Source organism: Aquirufa sp. OSTEICH-129A, assembly GCF_054558355.1.
In genome coordinates, this window is record NZ_JBPXKC010000002.1 from 423,672 (window position 1) to 444,813 (window position 21,142).

The window sequence follows — 21,142 nt, forward strand, 5'->3', positions numbered from 1 at the left end:
CTATGAAGGCTAGTAAATTATTTAAAGAATTCTTTGAAAGCGAAAAGTCGAGTGGTATCATATTGATTTTTTGTACCCTATTTTCTCTGTACATTAGCAATTCTGCCTGGGGAGATGCCTACCACCATTTATGGAAAACTGAAATTTTAGGCCACGCTCTTGAGCATTGGATCAATGATGGATTGATGACCATCTTTTTCTTATTAGTAGGTCTAGAATTAGAAAGAGAAATTTACATTGGGGAGCTCTCAAAAATCAAGGAAGCTTCTTTCCCCATCATAGGAGCCTTAGGTGGTATGATAGTACCTGTCCTCATTTATACTCTTTTCAATTATGGCACCCCCACCATTTCTGGAAGTGCCATTCCTATGTCCACGGATATTGCTTTTGCCTTGGGAGTTTTATCACTTTTAGGTAGTAAAGTACCTCTGTCTTTAAAAATATTTTTGACGGCTTTGGCGGTAATTGATGATTTAGGAGCCATTGTTATCATTGGTACATTTTACTCTAGTGGCTTAGATTGGACTAATTTATGTCTATCATTGGGCACCTTTGCCCTATTGGGAGGATTAAACTTTGCCAAAGTACGTTCCATACCTTTATATTTAATCGGAGGATTAGCCATGTGGTATTTCATGGGGCAATCCGGTGTACATCCAACCATCACGGGAGTATTATTAGCCTTTGCTATACCCTTTGACAAGGGCGACCAGCATTCCATTTCTACTAAAATTCAGCACTTTTTACATAAGCCCGTCAGCTTTGGCATATTACCCATCTTTGCTTTAGCCAATACCGCCATTATCCTAAACACAGATACAACTAGTAAACTCTTAGAATCTTATAGTTTAGGTATTTTTACAGGCCTAAGTTTAGGCAAGCCAATAGGAATATTCCTTTTTTGTTTTCTTGCTTCCAGCCTTGGATTGAGCAAAATACCCAAAGATTTAACATGGGGATCCATCGTGGGTGTAGGATTTTTGGGAGGAATTGGATTTACCATGTCCATATTCATCACCAACTTATCCTTCCATCAAGAATCCATTGTGGATGTATCCAAGTTTAGCATTTTATTGGCCTCCTTGGTATCTGCCATCATAGGATTCAGCATGTTAAGTAAAACGTTAAAGCAGAAATAGTCTAGCAAGGTGACCCTGCAAGAAAAGGCATAAAAAAAGGTTAGCCGTTGAGCTAACCTTTTATCTATATCTTGAAATTTGTTTATTTCAATTTAGCAACGGCATTTTTGATGCGCTCACAAGCTTCTTCCAATTGCTCATCAGCTGCAGCCGTAGAAATACGCATACAATTAGGCGCTCCAAAACCTGATCCAGCTACTGTAGCCACGAAAGCTTCTTGCAATAACCAGTTACAGAAATCATCAGAATCGTTGATGGTTGTTTTACCATCAGATTTTCCGTAGAAAGAAGAAATGTCTGGGAATGCATAAAATGCACCATCTGGCATATTTACCTTAAATCCTTCTATCTCACGTAATTTTCCAACCACTAATTTACGGCGACGGTCATAGGCTGCTTTCATTTCATAAGCATGATCTAAAGTGCCATTGAATGCAGCTACTGCTGCTTTTTGTGCGATAGAATTCGTTCCTGAGGTTACTTGACCTTGTAATTTTTCTACACCATCAGCAATCCATTTAGCTGCTGCAATAAATCCTATTCTCCAACCCGTCATGGCATGACCTTTGGCTACACCATTTACCGTGATGACACGGTCTTTAATTTCAGGAATAGAACCAATAGAGAAATGTCCACCTTGGGTGAAGTTGATGTACTCATATATTTCATCTGCCAATACAAAAATACGCTCATGACGAGCAACGACATTGGCGATGTCACGTAACTCAGATTCTGTATAAACTGACCCTGTAGGGTTGTTTGGAGATGCGAACATCACCATTTTAGTCTTAGGAGTAATAGCTGCCTCAAACTGCTCTGCTGTCACTTTGAAATTATTCTCAAAAGAACCCTGAACAATGACAGATGTTCCCTCGGCTAATTTCACCATTTCTGAATAGGAAACCCAGTATGGAGAGAATATGATTACCTCATCACCTGGATCAATTAATGCAGCAATAGCATTAGCTAATGAATGCTTAGCTCCGGTAGAAACAACGATGTTTTCAGAAGCCCATTCTAAACCATTATCACGCTTAAGTTTGTTGGCAATGGCCATACGCAAATCAGGATAACCTGCTACCGGTGAATATCCGTGGAAACCATCATCAATGGCTTTCTTGGCTGCTTCACAGATATGCGCTGGAGTTTTAAAATCAGGCTCTCCAACCGATAAACTTATAACTTTATGACCTTGGGCGGCTAATTCACGTGCTTTTTTAGTCATTCCCAAGGTGGAAGACTCTTCTAAAGCTTGAATTCGTTGTGCTAATAATGATGATGACATAGTAGATAATCAATGCTAATTTTTACAATTCGAACGCAAAATTACCCTTTTCTAAATGGAATAACTAATCATTTCTTGATAAATCGATTAAGGAATTTATCAAAGGGTAAGATTATTTGGAATGACTTAATTTGGCATAAACGCCCTTAGGATCACGCATTAATTCATCATGAGTTCCTCTTTCCACAATCTTACCTTTTTGAACCACCAAAATTTGGTCTGCATGCTGAATAGTGCTTAAACGGTGTGCAATCACCAATACTGTTCTGTTTTTCATCAGGTTGGTCAAAGCCGCTTGAACCAATTTTTCCGATTCATTATCCAAGGCGCTCGTAGCCTCATCCAAGATTAAAATTGGTGGATTTTTCAAGACTGCTCTGGCAATGGATATCCGCTGCCGCTGCCCACCTGATAATTTAGATCCTCTATCGCCAATATACGCCTGATAGCCTTCGGCTTGGGCCATAATGAAATCATGTGCATTCGCTATTTTGGCGGCTTCCTCAACTTCTTCCTGACTTGCTTCCGTACCAAATGCTATGTTATTGAAAATAGTGTCGTTAAATAAAACGGACTCCTGGGTCACAATACCCATCAGCGATCGTAAATCTTCTAAAGGCACCTGCTTGATAGGCACCTCATCAATCAAAATTTGACCTGAGCTAGGATCGTAAAAACGGGGCAATAAATCTGCCAAAGTAGATTTACCGCCTCCTGAGGGTCCCACCAAGGCAATCGTCTTTCCTTTGGGTATTTCAAAACTAACTTGATCCAATACCCATTTATCCTTTTGATAGGCAAAATTCACTTGATCAAAAACAATTCGATTTTTCAATTCCTTTTTTGGAATAATAGGCTCTTCTGCTACAATGCTTGGTTGGGTATCTAATATTTCAATGATACGGTCTGCACTGGCCACTCCTCGCTGAATTCCACTAAATGCATCAGCTATGGCCTTAGCTGGTCGCATGACTTGTGAAAAAGTCGCAATAAAAGCAATGAACGTAGAAGCACTTAACTCCCCATCACCAGAAATCACGAGTGTTCCTCCATACAGCAATATCCCCGTAACAACCAATACCCCCAAACTCTCCGATACCGGGGAAGTAAGCTCTTGTCGGAACACCATCTTCAATAATGAATGTCGGTATTTACCATTTTCTTGTTGAAAACGCTGATCCATCATGGGCTCTGCCCGAAATGCTTTTACCACGCGCATTGCCCCAAAGGTCTCATCCAACAAGCTAATCAAGCCACTTAAATGTTGCTGTACCTCTCCAGCGGCCCGGCGCAATCTCCTGGTTATCGTGGCTATAACCCCTCCTGAGAGTGGTAAAATCATGAGTGAAAACAAGGTCAATTTTCCAGACATACTGGCCAAAAAGACAAAAAACAACACCAATGAAAAGATTTCTTTGAAGGTGGCAGTAAATGCCCGACCAATGCTGTTTTCTACCTCTTGTACATCTGTAGTTAATCTTGACATTAAGTTTCCCTTCTTCCGCTCGCTGAAATAACTCAAGTCCAATCGTATGGCTTGCTCAAAAACAGCCTGACGCAAGGAAGCAATGGTGTCCGCCTCCACTGTTTTTAAAACCCTTTGTGAAAAATAGCGAAAGATATTCGACAAAATCACGGAAATCATAATAGCCCCACAAGCATATTGCAAAGCGCCTATTCGGCCATATTGCTCCAAGGCCCCATAGAAATAATGATTGAAAGCAAAGGAGAAATAATTGGGTGAGAAAGAAAATTCAGGTAATTGACGGTATAATTCAATATTAGAGGCTGCAGCCTGATTGAATAGCACATTCAAAAGGGGAATCAGCAAGGTGAAATTTAAGATTCCAAATAAGCTAGCCAATAATGAAAAACCAAAATAAGGAAATATATACTTCCGAATGGAAACGGCATAGCTAAGAAGTCGGAGGTAGGTTTTCAATGAGAATCTTTCTTAAATTTAGGCCAAATTACTACAATTTTAATAAACTACTTTAGAATTTATAGCCTTTCAATGCCCTCTATTCAGATTAACAACTTGAATTTTCCATTGATTTCTATCGTCATGGCTTGTTACCAGGGTGAGAAATTTGTGGAAGAACAGATTCAAAGTCACTTGGATCAAGACTATCCTCATCTCGAATTCATATATTTAGATGATGCCTCCACAGACCAAACTTGGGCTATTCTTCAAAAAATGGCTCAAGAAGATACCCGAATAAAGATTTATCAAAATGAAAAAAACCTGGGTTATGTCGGGAGTTTTGAGAAAGTGCTACAACTAGCCCAAGGGGAATGGATAGCCTTATCTGACCAAGACGACCTGTGGGATAAACATAAAATAAGTCGCTTATTCCAAGCAATAGGCACTTTTTCCTTAATCTATTCGGATTCTCAACTCATAGATGACCGAGGAAATAGCCTTTCCAAAAAAATGTCTGATCTAAAAAATCAGATTCCTTATAGCTCTCCACTCATGTACACTTTTGGTGCATGGGCACCTGGTCACAGTATGTTATTCCAAAGGTCTATTTTAGCTCAAGCCTTTCCTTTTCCACGTTTTGTATCACATGACTATTACATTGGTTTTTTAGCTACCTGTTTTCAAGGTATCACCTACCTACCGGAAACCTTAGTTAAATACCGTCAACACGATCAAAATGCTATTGGGGCTAATTTAAAAAAAGCCCCTAAACTTTATCAATCAGGTGAAGAGCGAGATAAACGGATTCAACAGCGGGTGCGACTATTGGCTGAGTTTTGTCCCAATGAAAAGGCCATAGAAAAAAAAGTACTAATGCAACTTGCCCTAGATTTTAGTTCATCCCAGCTGATTTCACGAATTAGGAGAGTCAGCCTAGTCATGAAGTTCCGAGATCTCATGCTGGCCTATAAGAAAAAAGGAGCCTTGGCTAAATGGCTTTACCCTTTTAAACTATTTTTCCGTATCTATTGATTTTTAAAAGCTACACTTATACGGTAATACCAATTTTTGAGATGTACCCAGAATGGTATCCGTCGCTTGCTCAATGGTCCTGTGAATGGTTTACCTCTTTGTAAGTAATAGGTGGAAAAGGTTCCTGAACTCATTCCCCACGTGCGAATAAACTGGTAATAACCTTTGTTTTGTTTAACTCTTTTTACTGAAATGGAGCCAAAATGATATACCCTACTGCGACTTACCCCTTTAAATAATCGAACACCAGCTTGCCATAATTTCATCGAAAAATCAGGGTCAGAATACATCCCTGGAGAAAACTCGACACTATAACCACCTACTAGATCCCATAAATCTTTGTGTACCACATTCGGCGGCCAAGTACTTCCTTGCCAATCGTTTTTCTGCAAATTTTGCCATTCCTTTAAAAGTCTATCCTCCTCAAAAGTCTCCAGAGTAAGTCCAAAATTCTGTTCAATCGAACAATTACTTTGTGCCCTAGGCTCTATCATGGTGGCAGAAATAAAGAAATATTGATTGGGACAAGCCAAAACCTCCTCTTTTAAAATCCCATCCCAATTGGGTAACACATACATGTCGTCGTTCAGGTATAAAAAATAATCCGCTCTGGCCAAAGTCCGCATGGCGTTCATGGCATAACAGACTCCAACATTTTCTTCACTGTGAGAATAGGCTATATCGCCCTGCTCTCTAATCCATTCCAAAGACCCATCACTTCCTTCATTAAGGTGAACCACTAATTGATAATTAGTTGTAGAATGTTTTCGAATACTTTGAATACACTGCTGAAGAAAAGCCAAATTGTTCCAGGTGGGGATCAAAATGGAGAAAAAGGGCTTGTCTGATGAAGCCGATTGGGGAAAATAAGATATCTTTTTTTCCATCATCAGATTATTCGATAATTTTTGTATTCTCCAATCCGTTTTCCAGTCCAATCTTCAATCTGCTGCAATATCTTTCTTCTCAAACTCATGCGTTTTCTCAAGGCCTCATTGTCCACATGAAATGGCCAATTTTGTTGAGCTACACGGGCTTGCATGACCTGAGGATGGGTCCCTTCAAAAAGACTTAAACGCTCTGCATTTCCATAATCAAATTGATAATCTGCCGGAACATTCATTTCGAGCCAAGCATCATCGTGATAAAACTGTATAAAGTTTCTCACTTTATTATTTAGACCTTGCGGAGGCTTAACCCAGCCATAGTGAAAAATATGGGCAGGAATCAACTTTACTTGTAACTTTTTACCTGCTTTTCTAAAGCCTTGAGCATCCTTGTAAGAATGTACATCAGGATGAAATTTCACGACCCGTATTTCACGTCGATACCACCTTCGAGAAACCGCGACATGCTGATAGGACCCATAAAAATGTCGGTAATGAAACAATAACCCCTCAACAGCTGCATCATGTAAATACTGTTCCATGGATTGCTTGATGACAGGCAAATCAGTTTCATGCACACATTCATCCCCTTGAATATAAAAGGCCCAATCCGTGTCAGGTGAAATAGCGGCATAGGCTTTGTCTGTTTCCAAAGCAAAAGTCCTTCCACCCTCTCGCTGGGTATCATCCCAAACCGTTTCTATGATTTTAATTTTATGAGAGGGTATAGCCTGAATCAAGGCCAAAGTATCATCTTCTGATTTACCTATGGCCACCACCACCTCATCACAAATGGGAAGAATGGAAGTAATGGCTTCCACGATGGCATAATCATTCTTTATGGCATTCCGAATGAAAGTAAAGCCTGCTATCTTCATTCGATCAATATTTTACTTGAATACCGTGATAGGTATCAGGTTCTTCATAATCTTTTCTCAAAGGATGGCCTTTCCAATCCTCAGGCAGCAAGATTCTTCGTAAATCAGGATGGCCCTTAAATTTCACACCCACCAAATCATAGGCTTCTCTTTCATGCCAATCTGCCGTTTTCCAAATATGCGAAACCGTAGGCACTTCAGGCAAGCTACCATCTTCTAGGAACCGGGGAAGAATAATTTGTATATGAAATGTCAAGTGATTGGGAATGGAATACAAGGTATAAATCAATTCCATCGTACCCTTTTCTGGACCATGATCAATGGCCGTTAAACAGGAAAGAGAATCAAAATAAGCCTCTGGACTCCGCCATAATAAGTCGCAAACAGCTACTAAATCGGCTGCTTCTAAGGTGATTCGATGATTCGCCTCGTCCCAGTGTACACTTTTGCCCACACTTTTTTCCACCAAATCTTTAATATGCAGCACCGAATTCATATATCTATTTTTATGCGATAGCTTCCAAAATACGAGCGGGAACCACCAAACTTTCCTTTTGTATTTTCTCCTGTAATTTAATGATTCCTCCCAACAAAGCTTCTGGTCTTGGAGGGCAACCCGGTACATAAACATCCACGGGAATAATCCGGTCTACTCCTTTCACTACATGGTATCCATGATCCCAATATGGCCCTCCACAATTGGAACAAGAACCCATGGAAATCACATACCTAGGTTCAGGCATTTGCTCATACAAACGGCGGATACGATCCGCCATTTTGAAAGTTACGGTACCAGCCACGATCATCACATCTGATTGACGTGGGGAAGGTCGAGGAAAAACACCAAATCGATCTAAATCATATCCTGAAGCAAAAGCCTGCATCATTTCAATCGCACAACATGCTAAGCCAAAGCTCATAGGCCACAAGGAACTAGCCCTAGCCCAATTAAGTAAATCTTCGACTTGGCTAATGACAAATCCCTCTGACTGAAACTGCTGGTCTAATAAGCTCTTCATATTTTATCTTACAATGGTCAAATTACCATAAATGGTCCCATATTCTTCACTCGGCGTAATGCGGTACATATAGGTTCCTGAGGGCAAATCCTTGCCATTAAATTTCCCTTTAAACGGTTTTTCCTCATATTCGTACCCTGTACTTTCAAAAACAGGCTGCCCCCATCGATCAAAAATCACAATTTGGGCATCTGGGTAATTGTATAAATAATCGATAAACCATTCATCGTTTGTATCATCTGAATTCGGCGTGATGGCATTGTAGGGGTGAATTTTCACTAAAATAACCACATCAATGGTAGCGAAACTTTGACAAGCTAGACCAGTACTGGCATCCTTCCCTACTCCCGTTATAAAATAGGTCAAGGTAAAACTAGTCCCCTCTAAATCTTGATGACTTTGAATGATTTTCTGGATGTCAAAGGTGGTATTTAATTTGGTAGAATCCGTTATACCAATTTCCTGACCTCGGTTTGTGCCTGCTAATGTCCAAGTCCATTTAATATCCGCATTTTGCGCCCCATTCACAGGAATTGGAACTGGATCTGGATAAGGTTCTCCTTTCAAACGATTGGGAGAGAATACCACTACTTTTTTTTCTGTGGCTACCCAAACTGGACATTGTGCCCAAGAAGCGTAGTAGGACCCCATTAAAAATATGAAAAACAATAGAGACTTTACCCGCGTTAAAGAATGGTATTTTAATCTAGAAATTAATAAAGTGTTTGTTAAAAACATAAAGCTTAAAAAATTCTCCCTAAGGTTTTGTAAATATACCTAAATTCACAAAATTTTTATGGAATGCCCATGACCCATTTTTTTGAAACAGATTTAGCCTTATTGCGTGGTATTACACCAGCAAGGCTTAGCTTGCTTCAAACTGAACTAGGTCTTTTTACCTATGGCGACCTAATTCAATATTTCCCCTTTCGTTACGAAGACCGAACCGCCATCTATCCCATTGATCAAATTACCGAACAATTGGAGCATGCACAATTCGTTGGGCGCATCCGTTACAAAGAAAAAATAGGTCAGGGACCCAAGCAGCGACTCGTTGCTCAATGCTGCGATGAATCAGGCTGCATAGAACTCGTCTGGTTTCAAGGCATCAAATGGCTTGAAAAAACCTTAACGCCCGGGATTGATTATTTATTTTATGGCAAGCCTACCAGTTTTAATGGGCAAATTCAAATAACACATCCTGAAATGGAGGTGTATAATGGGAAAGCCAATAATGACACCTTCTTTCATCCGGTTTATTCCCTCACTGAAAAATTAAGAAAAAAATACATCGATAGTAAGGTGATTGCCCAATTGCAAAAAAATGTCTTGCAAGTAGCATTCCCCTACATTCGGGAGACGCTTCCTTCGGAAATCATCCAACAATTTAAACTTATTTCCAAGCAAGAGGCACTTTATCATATTCATCTTCCCCAATCTGAAAATTGGTTACATCAAGCTAAAAGACGCCTAAAATTTGAGGAACTTTTCTACAACCAACTTCGATTAATCAAACAAAATTTAATCAGAAAGACGGCTTTCCCCGGACAAGTCTTCTCTTCAGCCGCCTTGTTAACCAATTTCTATCAAAATCACATGCCCTTTGAATTGACCAATGCCCAGAAAAAGGTGATTCGGGAGATTTTTCAGGATATGAAATCAGGCCAACAAATGAACCGACTTCTTCAAGGGGATGTAGGCTCAGGTAAAACCATTGTGGCCTTTATTGCTATGCTTTTGGCCATAGATAATGGTACCCAAGCCTGCCTGATGGCACCCACAGAAATTTTAGCGGATCAGCATTTTCAGGGTTTAAAGAAATTTGCTGATTTATTGGGTATTCAAATTGCTAAACTAACAGGCTCCACCAAAAAGAAAGATAGAGTGCTCTTGCATGAAGATTTAGCCTCGGGCAAACTACAGATTTTGGTAGGTACCCATGCCATTTTTGAGGATGTCGTACAATTTCACAATTTGGGTTTATGCATCATTGATGAGCAACACCGTTTTGGGGTAGCTCAAAGGGCTAAACTTTGGGATAAAAACAAACAGACCCATCCACATGTGATGGTCATGACTGCCACGCCTATTCCTCGCACTCTTGCCATGACCTTGTATGGCGACTTAGATATATCCATCATTGATGAAATGCCCGCAGGTAGAAAAGCCATACAGACCATACATCGCTATGACAGTCACCGCCTTCAAGTCTTTGGTTTTATTCAAAATGAGTTAAACAAAGGCAGGCAGGTATACATTGTTTATCCCTTGATTGAAGAGTCCGAAAAGATGGATTTTAAAGATTTGATGGATGGATTTGAAAGTATTTCCAGAGCTTTCCCGGACGTACCTTTGGGAATTTTACATGGCAAAATGAAATCGGCCGATAAAGATTTTGAAATGGCCCGCTTTGTTAAAAATGAAACTAAAATCATGGTAGCTACAACGGTGATTGAAGTGGGAGTGAATGTCCCCAATGCCAGTATCATGATTATTGAGAGTGCTGAGAGATTTGGCTTGGCCCAATTACACCAGCTGAGAGGCCGGGTAGGTCGGGGTGCAGAGCAGAGTTATTGTATTTTAATGACGGATTACAAATTAAGTGCGGATACCAAAAAACGCATTGAAACCATGGTCAGAACCAATAATGGTTTTGAAATTGCGGAGGTGGACTTACAATTAAGAGGACCAGGAGATTTGGGGGGAACGCGTCAAAGCGGCGCCATTGATCTCATGATTGCAGACTTGGCCAAGGATGGCGAAATTTTAAAAGTTGCCAGAGAGACTGCCCAAAAAATATTGGATGAAGACCCTCAATTAAACCATCCAAAACATCAAATGATTCGAGAACAGGTCGCACATCAACGTAGAGACACGACCAACTGGGCTAAAATAAGTTAGCCCCAATTTCTCTTTAATTTAAATTCGGATCATCTGGATAGGTAGATAACACACGATAATCCCCTCCTTTATCAAATAATACTTTCCTCCATAAATTCATGGAGGGTTCATCAAATACATATTCCGCATTGGCCGGATGAAGCATCCAGGCATTTGATTTCACTTCGCGTTCTAATTGACCTGCCCCCCAACCGGAGTAACCGATAAAAAATTTAATTTCATCAAAAGCAATTTCTCCTCCAACAACCAATTCAATGGCTTTTTCAAAATCCCCTGACCAAAATATCCCTTCTCCTATCTCTATGCCGTCCGGAATTAAATCAGGCCTGCGATGAATAAATTGCATGATTGTAGGGTCAACGGGTCCACCAGAATAAAGCGGCACATCTTCCATCACCTTTTCATCCATGTAAGAATCCAATACTATTTCTTGTCGTTGATTTAACACCAATCCAAATGAATGAGAGGACGAGTGTTCACATAATAACACGACAGAACGATGAAAAGAGGGATCCTCCAAAAATGGTTCCGAAACCAATAACATACCTGGTTTTAATTTCAATGGAGCATTTTTCTTAGGCATAAAAAAGAAATTTGTAAGTTTGTTAGAAATGAAATTGACCATGGCCACCAACATTTACCTCTCTTTAGGAGGCAATCTAGGAAATACCCTCGAAATTTTTAAAAATGTCTATCCAATTCTTGAAAAAAAAATAGGGCCCATTCTTCAATTTTCTTCCATATATCAAACCAAAGCCTGGGGAAATACCCAGCAAGCTGATTTTCTAAACCAAGTGTTGGAATTACGTACTGACCTTGAACCTCAAGCCTTACTCTTAGAAATATTAAGTATTGAATCCGATTTTGGTCGAATTAGAAAGCAACAGTGGGAAGCGAGGATACTGGATCTGGATATCTTATTTTATGGTCAACAAGTGATACAAGAAAGTAATTTGCAAGTCCCTCATCCGTTCTTAGCTCAAAGAAATTTTGTACTTATTCCCTTGGTTGAAATCGCCCCTGACTGGACTCATCCCATCCTAAAGAAAAGCATTCAAAACCTAGTGCAGGAATGCCCCGATGTGTCAGAAGTAAGGAAATTAAATCTATAAATTTTCTTGAACCTTAGACTTATCCATGGTATCCATGGTGCCAAAAACATAGTCCCAAATAGGAGAAGAAACACCAAAAACAGCATTTCCATCCTTGTAATGATGAACGGCATGATTGACCCAAAGCATCTTAAAATAATTCTTTGGAGGTGGATAGGCATGCACGCAATAATGTACTAATAAATAAGAGGCATATCCCCAGATAAAACCTGGGAAAAAGGCAAAAGCATAATGATGCAAAGCAAAATAAGAAATCGTAAAAAGTAAGGCTACTACTAGCACCGCAATCACCGGAGGCATGGCTAAGCGAGATTTATCTTTAGGATATTCATGGTGAACCCCGTGAGCAATGTATTGGAATTTGGCTCTAGCTTCTGTGCTAGGCTCAATGTGGTAAATACTACGGTGAACCCAATATTCAATGAAGGTAAATCCAAAGAATCCTATTGAAAACAAAGTCAGAATGATTAGATTGTCCAAGATAGCATAGGTAAATGCTATGTACAAAAGGACCATACCCGTCAGAAAAAATAATGTTACAGGAATAGCAATGTGAGTTCTGGACAATCTCTCCAATATTGGATTTTCAAACAATTGCTTAGAACCCGAGTGCTTCGGACGTAGATTTTGTTTTTCCATATTTCGAATTTTTAGAAAAAAATCGGAATTGAACGGTTTTAAACTTAGGCTTTTACAAAATTAAAAGAATCTATTCGCTATCCAAAAGATTCTGAGTCGGGAATTTCCAACTTTGACTGATGATTCTTTTGTAATAGTTTTCATAGAGAGGCAATATTTTCTCTATATCAAATAATTGAGCTCTTGCCAATGAATTTTCTTTCATTTGTGTCAACAAAGCTTCATCTGAAAGTAGTTTAATGGTATTTTTTGCCATGTCCTCGATATCCCCAATCTCGCTCACAAAGCCAGTTTCTCCATGTATATTCACCTCTGTAATACCGCCTGCATTGGATGAAATGACTGGGACTTCACAAGCCATAGCTTCTAAGGCCGCCAAACCAAAGCTCTCCTTTTCGGAAGTTAAAAAGAATACGTCGGCTAAAGAAAGGGCTTCTTCTATCGTATCCAATTTGCCCAAAAAGCGAACATCTCCTTGTACTCCTAAATCACGGCATAAAGCTTCAATCGCCGAACGCTCTGGCCCGTCTCCTACCAATAATAATTTGGAAGGAATGACTTTACGTACTCTTTCAAAAACATGTATAATGTCTTCGATGCGTTTTACTTTACGGAAGTTTGAGGTATGCATCAATAGCTTTTCTCCATGCGGACAAATGGCTATTTTGAAATGCTCCTTAGCCTGTTTTTTGAATCTTTTTAGATCAATGAAATTGGGAATAACTTCTATGGCACTAAGAATTTCAAATTCTGCATAGGTGTCATTTCGTAAACTTTCAGACACAGCTGTCACCCCATCTGACTCATTGATGGAAAAAGTAACTACCGGCTCAAAGGAAGGATCACGACCCACCAAGGTAATGTCAGTTCCGTGTAATGTAGTAATCACGGGAACGTGAATGCCCTTATATTTCAATATTTGCTTGGCTAAATAGGCCGCTGATGCATGAGGTATAGCATAGTGCACATGCAACAAATCCAACTTTTCATTGATGGTCACATCCACCATTTTACTAGCCAATGCAGACTCATAAGGAAGATATTGAAAGAGTGGATAAGATGCCACACTCACCTCATGATAGAAGATATTTTCGGAAAAGAAATCCAAACGCGGGGGCTGGGTATATGTAATAAAGTGTACCTCATGACCTGCCGAAGCTAGGGCTTTACCTAACTCAGTAGCCACAACCCCACTTCCACCATAAGTTGGATAACAAATGATTCCTATTTTCATGTTCCGATTTTAACCTGAAGAAACAAAACTTCCATTTTTGCCTAAAGGTTCCGCAATATGGCCTAAATTTGTAAGAAAATAATCGTTCAGGCTTGAAAAACATCGTCATTTTTGCTTCCGGATCAGGTTCCAATGCAGAAAAAATCATTCAACATTTACAGGGTTCCTCGCTAGCTCAGGTTAGTTGCATTTATTGCAATAACCCAGAAGCAGGGGTCATTGAACGTGCCAAAAGACTGCAAGTCCCTTGTCGCGTTTTCTCCCGAGAAGAATACAAAAATGGAATTGTCTTAAGTGAAATTCAAGCATTACAAACCGACTGGATTGTGTTAGCTGGATTTTTATGGTTAATTCCAAGCAGCTTTGTGCAAGCATATCCACAACGCATCATTAACCTTCACCCAGCTCTTTTACCTAAGTTTGGAGGAAAAGGAATGTACGGACACTTTGTACATGAAGCTGTTATTGAAGCGGGAGAAAAAGAATCAGGTATCACCATTCATTTTGTAAATGAGCATTATGATGAAGGTGCTATTATCCATCAAAGTTCATTTAGCATTGATCCTGGCGACAGCCCGGAGGATGTCGCCAGAAAAGGCCAGGTTCTTGAGCACCGTGATTTTCCGGTAATTATTGAAAAACTGATTAAGCAATCAAACTAATTACCAGCCTCCACCTAAAACACGGTATAACTGGATAGCATGTATCCAGCGTTTTCTTGAGATTTCCAATAATTCCAACTCCGAACGTAATGCGTTTTGTTGGGCAGTTAGAACCTCCAAATAATTAGCTTTAGCTGTAGTAAACAAGGTGCCCACCGTAGCAATAGCCCCTTTGGTCAACATTACTTCTCGTTCTTTCAACTGATCCATCCTTTGTAAATAGGCCAAGGACTTTACCTGAGTATCCCATTCCAAAAAGCCTTTTAATAAGGCATTTTGATAGGTTAAATCGAGGGCTTTCCAACGAGCATTTTCTCGACTAATATTAGAATATAAAGCCGAACGATTTAACCAGGGTGCTGTAATTCCCCCTATCAATTGATAGGCCATGGAGGTTGGCAACTGAAATAAATAAGCTGGTTGGAATCCTTGCACTCCTAACATACCTGATAATACCACAGATGGTTTCAAGGCTAAATCGGCACTTTGCTTGTTCAGTAATTGGGCTTCCAATTCTAACCTTGCCTGACGCACATCGGGTCTTCTTTCCAATTGATCAATCTGAATTTGAGCATACATGGTGCTATCCAAGGAACAATTAAATGGATACTGAGAACGAGCAATTTTTTTATTAGGTTGATTCAACCAATAACGAAGTTGATTTTCCAATTCCGTGATTTGCTGCAACACCAAACCTTCCTGAGCTCTTGAATTTAACCATTGTGCCTCCAACTGTTGAACTGCTGACTCATTCACCACACCCGCTTCTTTTTGAATTTTAACCAAGTTCAAGGCACTAAATTGTATGCCAATATTGGTTTTCAAAATGTCCAATTCTTGATCCAATGCCACCAATTGTCCATACATACCCGCTACTTCAGAAACCAAAGAAGTAATGTACCATTGTTGGCCTGATTCGGTTGCTAAATACCTCAAAGCACTTGCTTTTTTACGCTTTGAAAGTTTCCCCCAAATATCCACTTCCCAAGAAGATTGTAGCCCTATCATCACATCAGGTAAATGCTCAGGAATGATCTGATCTTTGGAAATATTAGGCGAAAATTGGGTATCGTAATTACCGACCCCATCCATGGTATATTTACTGAATTTCCTCAAACTCGGTTGAATAACTCCAGAAACAGTCGGCTTCATAGCTCCCCGATCAAAGGTATATTGAGCCCGACTAATGGCAAGATTTAGGAATCCAATCTTAATATCATTACTACGAATTAAGACTGAATCAATCAATTGCACCAATAAACTATCCTTTTTCCAACAGGCTTCTATACTGGATACAGACTGCCCAACATCTTTCATTCGATAGGCTTCTAATTCTGCATCGATTTTACGTGCATCTCGAAAAATGGCTTGCTGACAAGACAGCAAGCTCATGGAAAATATACTTATTATGACGATTAGACGCATATTAAACCTTGGGTTTAGAAAATTTAGCTGATATAGTGGCAAAGACAACAAACAATCCTGGAATAAGAATCAATCCTCCTATGGTTCCTAAAATCATCCCTCCAGCAGAAGCTGTTCCAATGGTTCTGTTCCCTATGGCGCCTGCTCCACTTGAAATCATCAAAGGAATCAATCCAGCTACAAAGGCAAAGGAAGTCATTAAAATAGGACGTAAACGAGCAAAAGCTCCTTGCTTAGCCGCATCAATAATACTGACTCCTTGTTTCATTTGCGCCAAGGCAAATTCCACAATCAAAATGGCATTTTTACCCAACAATCCGATGAGCATAACCATAGCCACCTGAGCATAAATGTTGTTTTGTAATCCAAATACCTGTAAGAATAGATACACGCCAAAGGCTCCCATTGGCAAAAAGATTAGCACCGGGAATGGCATAAGGAAGGATTCGTATTGAGCTGAAAGCAATAAATACACAAATACCAAACAAATGATAAAAATGAAAATAGCTTGATTCCCTGCCAAAAACTCTTCACGGGTCATACCTGACCATTCTATGGTATATCCTCTAGGAAGATTTTTCGCCGCTTGTGCTTGAATTTCCTTTAAGGCCTCCCCGGTACTGAAACCAGGAGCTGGCTCCCCATTCACCATGGCAGAGGTAAACATATTGAATCGAGTCAACTGCTCTGGTCCATATACCCTACGCATCTTCATAAACGACGAATAAGGCACCATTTCTCCATCCTTATTTTTGGCATAAAATTTCATAACATCATCAGGATGAATTCGATAACTCGGGTCCACTTGCACCATAACTTTGTACATCTGTCCAAATCGGATAAAGTTAGTGGCGTAAAAACTACCCAATAAAGTTTGTAAATTATCCATGGCCGAAATCACATTGACCCCTTTCTGAGCAGCCGCTGATTGGTCTACTTCCAACATATATTGAGGGAAAGTTGGGTCAAAGCTGGAAAAAGTATTTTGAATGGATGCGGACTCATTCAGTTTTTTAGCAAACTCTAATGTCACGGCAGAAAGTTTTTGCAAATCTCCACTACCCGATCTGTCTTGCACACGGAATTCAAATCCAGAAGCATTTCCAAAACCAGGCACTGCCGGTGGTGGAATAAGTTGAATGCTCGCTTCTTTAATTTCCTTGGTTTTTTCGCGAACTTCATCAATTACCTGATCTAAGTTTTTATCACGCACATCCCAGGGTTTTAAGGTCACAATACCCATACCAAAAGAAGCTCCACTTCCGTCTGTCAATAAGCTAAATCCTGCCAAACTTGAAAAAGATTCAATGGCAGAAACACTCTTTATTTGCTTATATACATCATCCATCACTTTTTCGGTTCTTTCCAAGGTAGCTCCCGATGGTGTCGTTACATTGACATACAAAGTTCCTTGATCTTCCGTTGGAATAAAACCCGTAGGTACTTGTCGTACCAAAAAGACGGTAGCCAAAGTAAAAATCCCCAGCGTTCCCCACATGATGGTTCTACGATGGATAAAAAATTGTACCACACCTAAATACTTATTCGCAATCTTATCATATCGATGATTGAAGGCTATGAAGAATCTGCCCAAGATATTTTTATCATCTAAATGGGGCTTTTTTAACAGCAATACACAAAGAGCTGGGGTTAAGGTTAAGGCCGTTAATCCTGATAAGGCAATGGATATAGCCATAGTTACCGAAAACTGCCTAAAGAAAACTCCCACTGGTCCAGATAAAAAGGCCACCGGCACAAATACCGAAACCATAACCAAGGTTATGGCCATAATGGCTCCAGAAATTTCAAACATGGCTTCTTTGGTAGCAGCAAGAACTGACATGTTCTTTTCTTCCATTTTGGCATGGACCGCTTCTACCACGACTATGGCATCATCCACGACAATACCAATGGCTAATACCAAAGAGAATAGTGTCAGCAAATTGATAGAGAAACCAAAAAAGAGCATGAAGCTAAAGGTTCCAACCAATGATACGGGTACTGCAATGATGGGTACTAAAGTTGCTCTCCAATCCTGCAAGAAGATAAACACCACCAATGCCACCAATAAAAAGGCTTCCAAAAGTGTTTTGATTACCTCATGAATTGATGCATCTAAAAAGCGGGATACGTCATAACTAATCGTATATCCCATACCCGGAGGAAAGGTGCTAACTTTTAATTCTTCTAAGCGTTTCTTGACATTAGCAATAACCTCTGCGGCATTAGATCCAGGTCTTTGCTTCAATAAAATAGCAGCCGATGGCTTTCCATTTTCCTTCGATAAAACATCATAATCCAAAGAGCCAAACTCAATATCGGCTACATCTTTTAAGCGCAATAATTGACCAGATTCGGTTGACTTGATGATGAGATTTTCATACTCTGCCACTTGGGTAAACTTACCGGTGTATCGAAGAACGTATTGCAAAGCTTGAGCTCTTTTACCTGAGCTTTCCCCAATTTTACCTGGTGCAGCTTCTACGTTTTGACTCCGCAATGCCGCTACGACGTCATCCGCTGAAAGTTTATAGGCAAACAATCGATCTGGATGTAACCAAACACGCATGGCATACTCACGCTGACCCATAATGTCCGCAAAACCCACCCCATTGATACGCTTTAATTCTGGCAACACGTTGATGTCCGCGAAGTTGTAAATAAACTTTTCATCGATGCTGGGATCTGAACTTAATAAGTTCACATACAGCAACATACTGTTTACCTCTTTCTCCGTCATTACACCGGCCTTAATAACTTCTTCAGGCATTTCGTCCAAAACCGTCTGTACCCTGGTTTGAACGTTTACGGCCGCCACGTCAGGATCAGTACCTACTTCAAAATAAACCTGAATAATACTTGTCCCGTCATTTCCAGAAACGGAAGTCATATAGGTCATTCCTGCCACGCCATTAATGGCACGTTCCAAAGGCGTCACTACGGCTTTCGCACATACTTCCGCATTAGCTCCTGTATATTTCGTTGTAACCGTTACCGCCGGAGGAACAATATCAGGAAACTGCGTAATGGGTAATTGTTGCATAGAAATAACTCCCAAAATCACAATGAAGAGGGAAACAACAATGGCCAGAACCGGTCGGGTTATAAATTTTTGTACCATGGTTCTTGCTTAAAGTGTTTTAGATTTTTCCAAAATGCGACGCATAGGAATATACTCTCCTTTGATCTTTTGTCCTTGTTTAACTAATTGAATTCCTTCCACCAAAATGGTATCCGTGGAGCTAAATCCTTTTACTAAATAAAAGTGCGGCATCCGAATTTCAGGTATTAAACTTTTCATCTTCAACATCCCTGTTTTATCCTTGACAAAAACATAATTTTTCTCCTGAATTTCGAATACCGCCTTTTGTGGTAATAACCAGTAACCATTCACCTTTTTAGGCATTTGAACGCGACCAGAAGAACCATGTTTCAACAGTTTTTCTGGATTATCAAATCTTGCTCGAAAAGCGATATTACCTGTATTCTTATCAAACTCACCTTCAATCGTTTCCACTTTACCCATGTGAGGATACAATTCCCCATTGGCCAATAATAATGAAACCGAAGTATTGTGTTTAAAGCCCTCGCCTAACTCTGCAAATGCCAAATATTCCTTTTCAGAAACATTGAAATAGGCAAATACATTTTTAGTGTCGGATAAAGTGGTGAGTAAAGTTCCCTCGTCGACTAAGCTACCTGATTTGAAAGGTAAACGGTCCACAACGCCATCAAATGGTGCCCGAATAGAAGAGTATTCTACGCGTAATTGAGCCGCTTTCACATGCGCTTCAGCTTCCTCTTTTTTCGCTTTTAATCCTTCTATTTTAGCTAGGGCAATGGCTAATTGGTTTTTCGCAATGACATTTTTCTCCACCAACAATCGTGTATTGATTAATTCCAACTCCTCGGCTTTGATGTCCGCCATGGTTTGATTCAACACTGATTTGGCACGCATCACTTCGGCCAAATATTCCAAATTATTAATGGTAAATAAGACCTGTCCTTTACGAACCGCTTTTCCTTCATCCACATGTATTTTATCCAAATAGCCTTTTACTCGGGCCCGTATTTCTACGTTATTGATGGCATTGATATCTGCCACAAACTCCTGAGAAATTGTCGTATCCATTTGAATAGGTACACTGACTTCTAGACTGGAAATCTCCTGACTATTGTTTTCGTTTTTGGTACCACATGCTTGTAGAAGGAATATACCCATACAAAACACTAGCTTAGACGCTCGATTCATTTTACTTTTCTTTAGTTTCGGCTATTGCCTGTTGTTTATAAGAACTACGTGCCAATCCTTTGCTCACAGCTACTTTTTGTTCGATCAATGTCTCTCTTTTTCTGTACTTCGGTGTCTCATGACTCGTTTGTTGAGAATACCCTTTTTCGATGACTTGAATAACTTTAGCTTCGGACTTTACATTTTTATTAAGCTGGGCTTTATAATTAGCTGGTACTTGGCTAATCCCTATGTGTGCACAGCATACACATAGCATTAACATGAAAAATTTCATATGATTCAAATTAATAGATGCGCGAAAGCCTTAAGCTTCACCCACCTGTTACAAGAAATGTTTTATTGTGTTTTGTTTCTAATTGTGCGGATTTAGACCGACAATTGGGGAGGAGGACAAATCATGTCCAAGGAAATATCCTGATACGGATTAGCTTTCAATGAAAGTACTAAATCCGATTGAATCACTTGAAACAATTGAAAATGAGATGCAGGTTGTAAAAGAAAAGCAAATCCCTCTTCTTCCATATCTTCTACTTCATCAGAAGTTTGACCTGCAGAATTGATGTCAGAGAACTGATCTACCCAAACTTTAGATGTTTCGTGGGAATTCTTAATCGTGCTCAGAATCAAACTGTCGTTTATCATCAAAACGGCAAGTAAAAAAAAGCACCACGTTAATAAATTCCTCATCTAGGCAATTAAAATGTCATTTGGTTTAAACAAGTATATATGATTAAACCCAAAAACTACAAAATC

General features: G+C 39.7%; 20 protein-coding genes. 5 read left to right on the forward strand and 15 right to left on the reverse strand.

The annotated features are described in order from the left end of the window. Window positions 1-2 precede the first annotated feature (2 nt). A complete protein-coding gene (gene nhaA, locus SKC36_RS05720; RefSeq protein ID WP_459465154.1) occupies window positions 3-1,139 on the forward strand; it encodes a Na+/H+ antiporter NhaA in 1,137 nt (378 codons plus the stop codon). 82 nt (window positions 1,140-1,221) lie between these two features. Here the strand turns inward: nhaA and SKC36_RS05725 are convergent, their stop codons facing one another. Together SKC36_RS05725 and SKC36_RS05730 are read right to left on the reverse strand one after the other, a co-directional pair. Then, complete coding sequence (locus SKC36_RS05725) at window positions 1,222-2,424, reverse strand: pyridoxal phosphate-dependent aminotransferase (RefSeq protein WP_459454153.1); 1,203 nt, start codon at window positions 2,422-2,424, stop codon at window positions 1,222-1,224. A 112-nt stretch (window positions 2,425-2,536) separates the two neighbouring features. Further along, window positions 2,537-4,366 (reverse strand): ABC transporter ATP-binding protein, encoded by a 1,830-nt coding sequence (locus SKC36_RS05730; RefSeq protein ID WP_459454152.1) that lies wholly within the window; start codon window positions 4,364-4,366, stop codon window positions 2,537-2,539. 96 nt (window positions 4,367-4,462) lie between these two features. On the opposite strand from SKC36_RS05730, the gene SKC36_RS05735 reads away from it, so the two are divergent. Then, a complete protein-coding gene (locus tag SKC36_RS05735; RefSeq protein WP_459465156.1) occupies window positions 4,463-5,380 on the forward strand; it encodes a glycosyltransferase in 918 nt (305 codons plus the stop codon). Here SKC36_RS05735 and SKC36_RS05740 read toward each other — a convergent pair. From SKC36_RS05740 to SKC36_RS05760, 5 genes are read right to left on the reverse strand one after another with little or no spacing between them, the layout of a single operon-like run. Then, window positions 5,374-6,267, reverse strand: coding sequence for a glycosyltransferase family 2 protein (locus SKC36_RS05740; protein WP_459465158.1), 894 nt, complete (start codon window positions 6,265-6,267; stop codon window positions 5,374-5,376). The genes SKC36_RS05735 and SKC36_RS05740 overlap by 7 nt on opposite strands. A 2-nt stretch (window positions 6,268-6,269) precedes the next feature. Continuing rightward, window positions 6,270-7,145 (reverse strand): glycosyltransferase family protein, encoded by an 876-nt coding sequence (locus SKC36_RS05745; RefSeq protein WP_459465160.1) that lies wholly within the window; start codon window positions 7,143-7,145, stop codon window positions 6,270-6,272. Window positions 7,146-7,149: 4 nt separating this feature from the next. Beyond that, window positions 7,150-7,641 carry an NADH-quinone oxidoreductase subunit C gene (locus SKC36_RS05750; RefSeq protein WP_459454148.1) on the reverse strand — a complete coding sequence of 164 codons (492 nt, stop codon included), beginning with the start codon at window positions 7,639-7,641 and terminating at the stop codon, window positions 7,150-7,152. 10 nt (window positions 7,642-7,651) lie between these two features. After that, window positions 7,652-8,164 carry an NADH-quinone oxidoreductase subunit B gene (locus SKC36_RS05755; protein WP_130924535.1) on the reverse strand — a complete coding sequence of 171 codons (513 nt, stop codon included), beginning with the start codon at window positions 8,162-8,164 and terminating at the stop codon, window positions 7,652-7,654. A 3-nt stretch (window positions 8,165-8,167) separates the two neighbouring features. Further along, a complete protein-coding gene (locus SKC36_RS05760; protein WP_459454147.1) occupies window positions 8,168-8,815 on the reverse strand; it encodes a gliding motility-associated C-terminal domain-containing protein in 648 nt (215 codons plus the stop codon). A gap of 156 nt (window positions 8,816-8,971) precedes the next feature. On the opposite strand from SKC36_RS05760, the gene recG reads away from it, so the two are divergent. After that, the gene (recG, locus tag SKC36_RS05765; RefSeq protein WP_459454354.1) at window positions 8,972-11,065 is read left to right on the forward strand and encodes an ATP-dependent DNA helicase RecG; all 2,094 of its coding nucleotides are present in this window, start codon (window positions 8,972-8,974) and stop codon (window positions 11,063-11,065) included. Window positions 11,066-11,078: 13 nt separating this feature from the next. Here recG and SKC36_RS05770 read toward each other — a convergent pair whose 3' ends face one another. Then, entirely contained in the window at window positions 11,079-11,648 is a 570-nt protein-coding gene (locus SKC36_RS05770; RefSeq protein WP_459454146.1) for a YqgE/AlgH family protein, read from the reverse strand. 40 nt (window positions 11,649-11,688) lie between these two features. Between SKC36_RS05770 and folK the strand changes: the two genes are divergently transcribed. Beyond that, window positions 11,689-12,177, forward strand: coding sequence for a 2-amino-4-hydroxy-6-hydroxymethyldihydropteridine diphosphokinase (folK, locus tag SKC36_RS05775; RefSeq protein ID WP_459465162.1), 489 nt, complete (start codon window positions 11,689-11,691; stop codon window positions 12,175-12,177). On the opposite strand, the gene SKC36_RS05780 is transcribed toward folK, so the two are convergent. Then, window positions 12,172-12,816 (reverse strand): sterol desaturase family protein, encoded by a 645-nt coding sequence (locus SKC36_RS05780; protein WP_459454144.1) that lies wholly within the window; start codon window positions 12,814-12,816, stop codon window positions 12,172-12,174. The genes folK and SKC36_RS05780 overlap by 6 nt on opposite strands. Before the next feature lie 70 nt (window positions 12,817-12,886). Beyond that, window positions 12,887-14,050 (reverse strand): N-acetyl-alpha-D-glucosaminyl L-malate synthase BshA, encoded by a 1,164-nt coding sequence (gene bshA / locus SKC36_RS05785; protein ID WP_459454143.1) that lies wholly within the window; start codon window positions 14,048-14,050, stop codon window positions 12,887-12,889. Between the two features lie 92 nt (window positions 14,051-14,142). Between bshA and purN the strand changes: the two genes are divergently transcribed. Further along, on the forward strand, window positions 14,143-14,712 hold the full coding sequence (purN, locus tag SKC36_RS05790; RefSeq protein WP_223142916.1) for a phosphoribosylglycinamide formyltransferase: 570 nt from the start codon (window positions 14,143-14,145) through the stop codon (window positions 14,710-14,712). Here purN and SKC36_RS05795 read toward each other — a convergent pair whose 3' ends face one another. The 5 genes from SKC36_RS05795 to SKC36_RS05815 form a co-directional block, all read right to left on the reverse strand. Further along, window positions 14,713-16,137 (reverse strand): TolC family protein, encoded by a 1,425-nt coding sequence (locus SKC36_RS05795; RefSeq protein ID WP_459465164.1) that lies wholly within the window; start codon window positions 16,135-16,137, stop codon window positions 14,713-14,715. Between the two features lies 1 nt (window position 16,138). Further along, window positions 16,139-19,258: an efflux RND transporter permease subunit gene (locus SKC36_RS05800; RefSeq protein WP_276344165.1), complete on the reverse strand. Its 3,120-nt coding sequence runs from the start codon at window positions 19,256-19,258 to the stop codon at window positions 16,139-16,141. Window positions 19,259-19,267: 9 nt separating this feature from the next. Then, window positions 19,268-20,389 (reverse strand): efflux RND transporter periplasmic adaptor subunit, encoded by a 1,122-nt coding sequence (locus tag SKC36_RS05805; protein ID WP_459465167.1) that lies wholly within the window; start codon window positions 20,387-20,389, stop codon window positions 19,268-19,270. A gap of 1 nt (window position 20,390) precedes the next feature. Further along, window positions 20,391-20,663: a hypothetical protein gene (locus SKC36_RS05810; protein ID WP_223142920.1), complete on the reverse strand. Its 273-nt coding sequence runs from the start codon at window positions 20,661-20,663 to the stop codon at window positions 20,391-20,393. A 92-nt stretch (window positions 20,664-20,755) separates the two neighbouring features. Then, window positions 20,756-21,031, reverse strand: a complete 276-nt coding sequence (locus SKC36_RS05815; RefSeq protein WP_459465169.1) for a hypothetical protein — start codon at window positions 21,029-21,031, stop codon at window positions 20,756-20,758. Window positions 21,032-21,142: the final 111 nt, after the last annotated feature.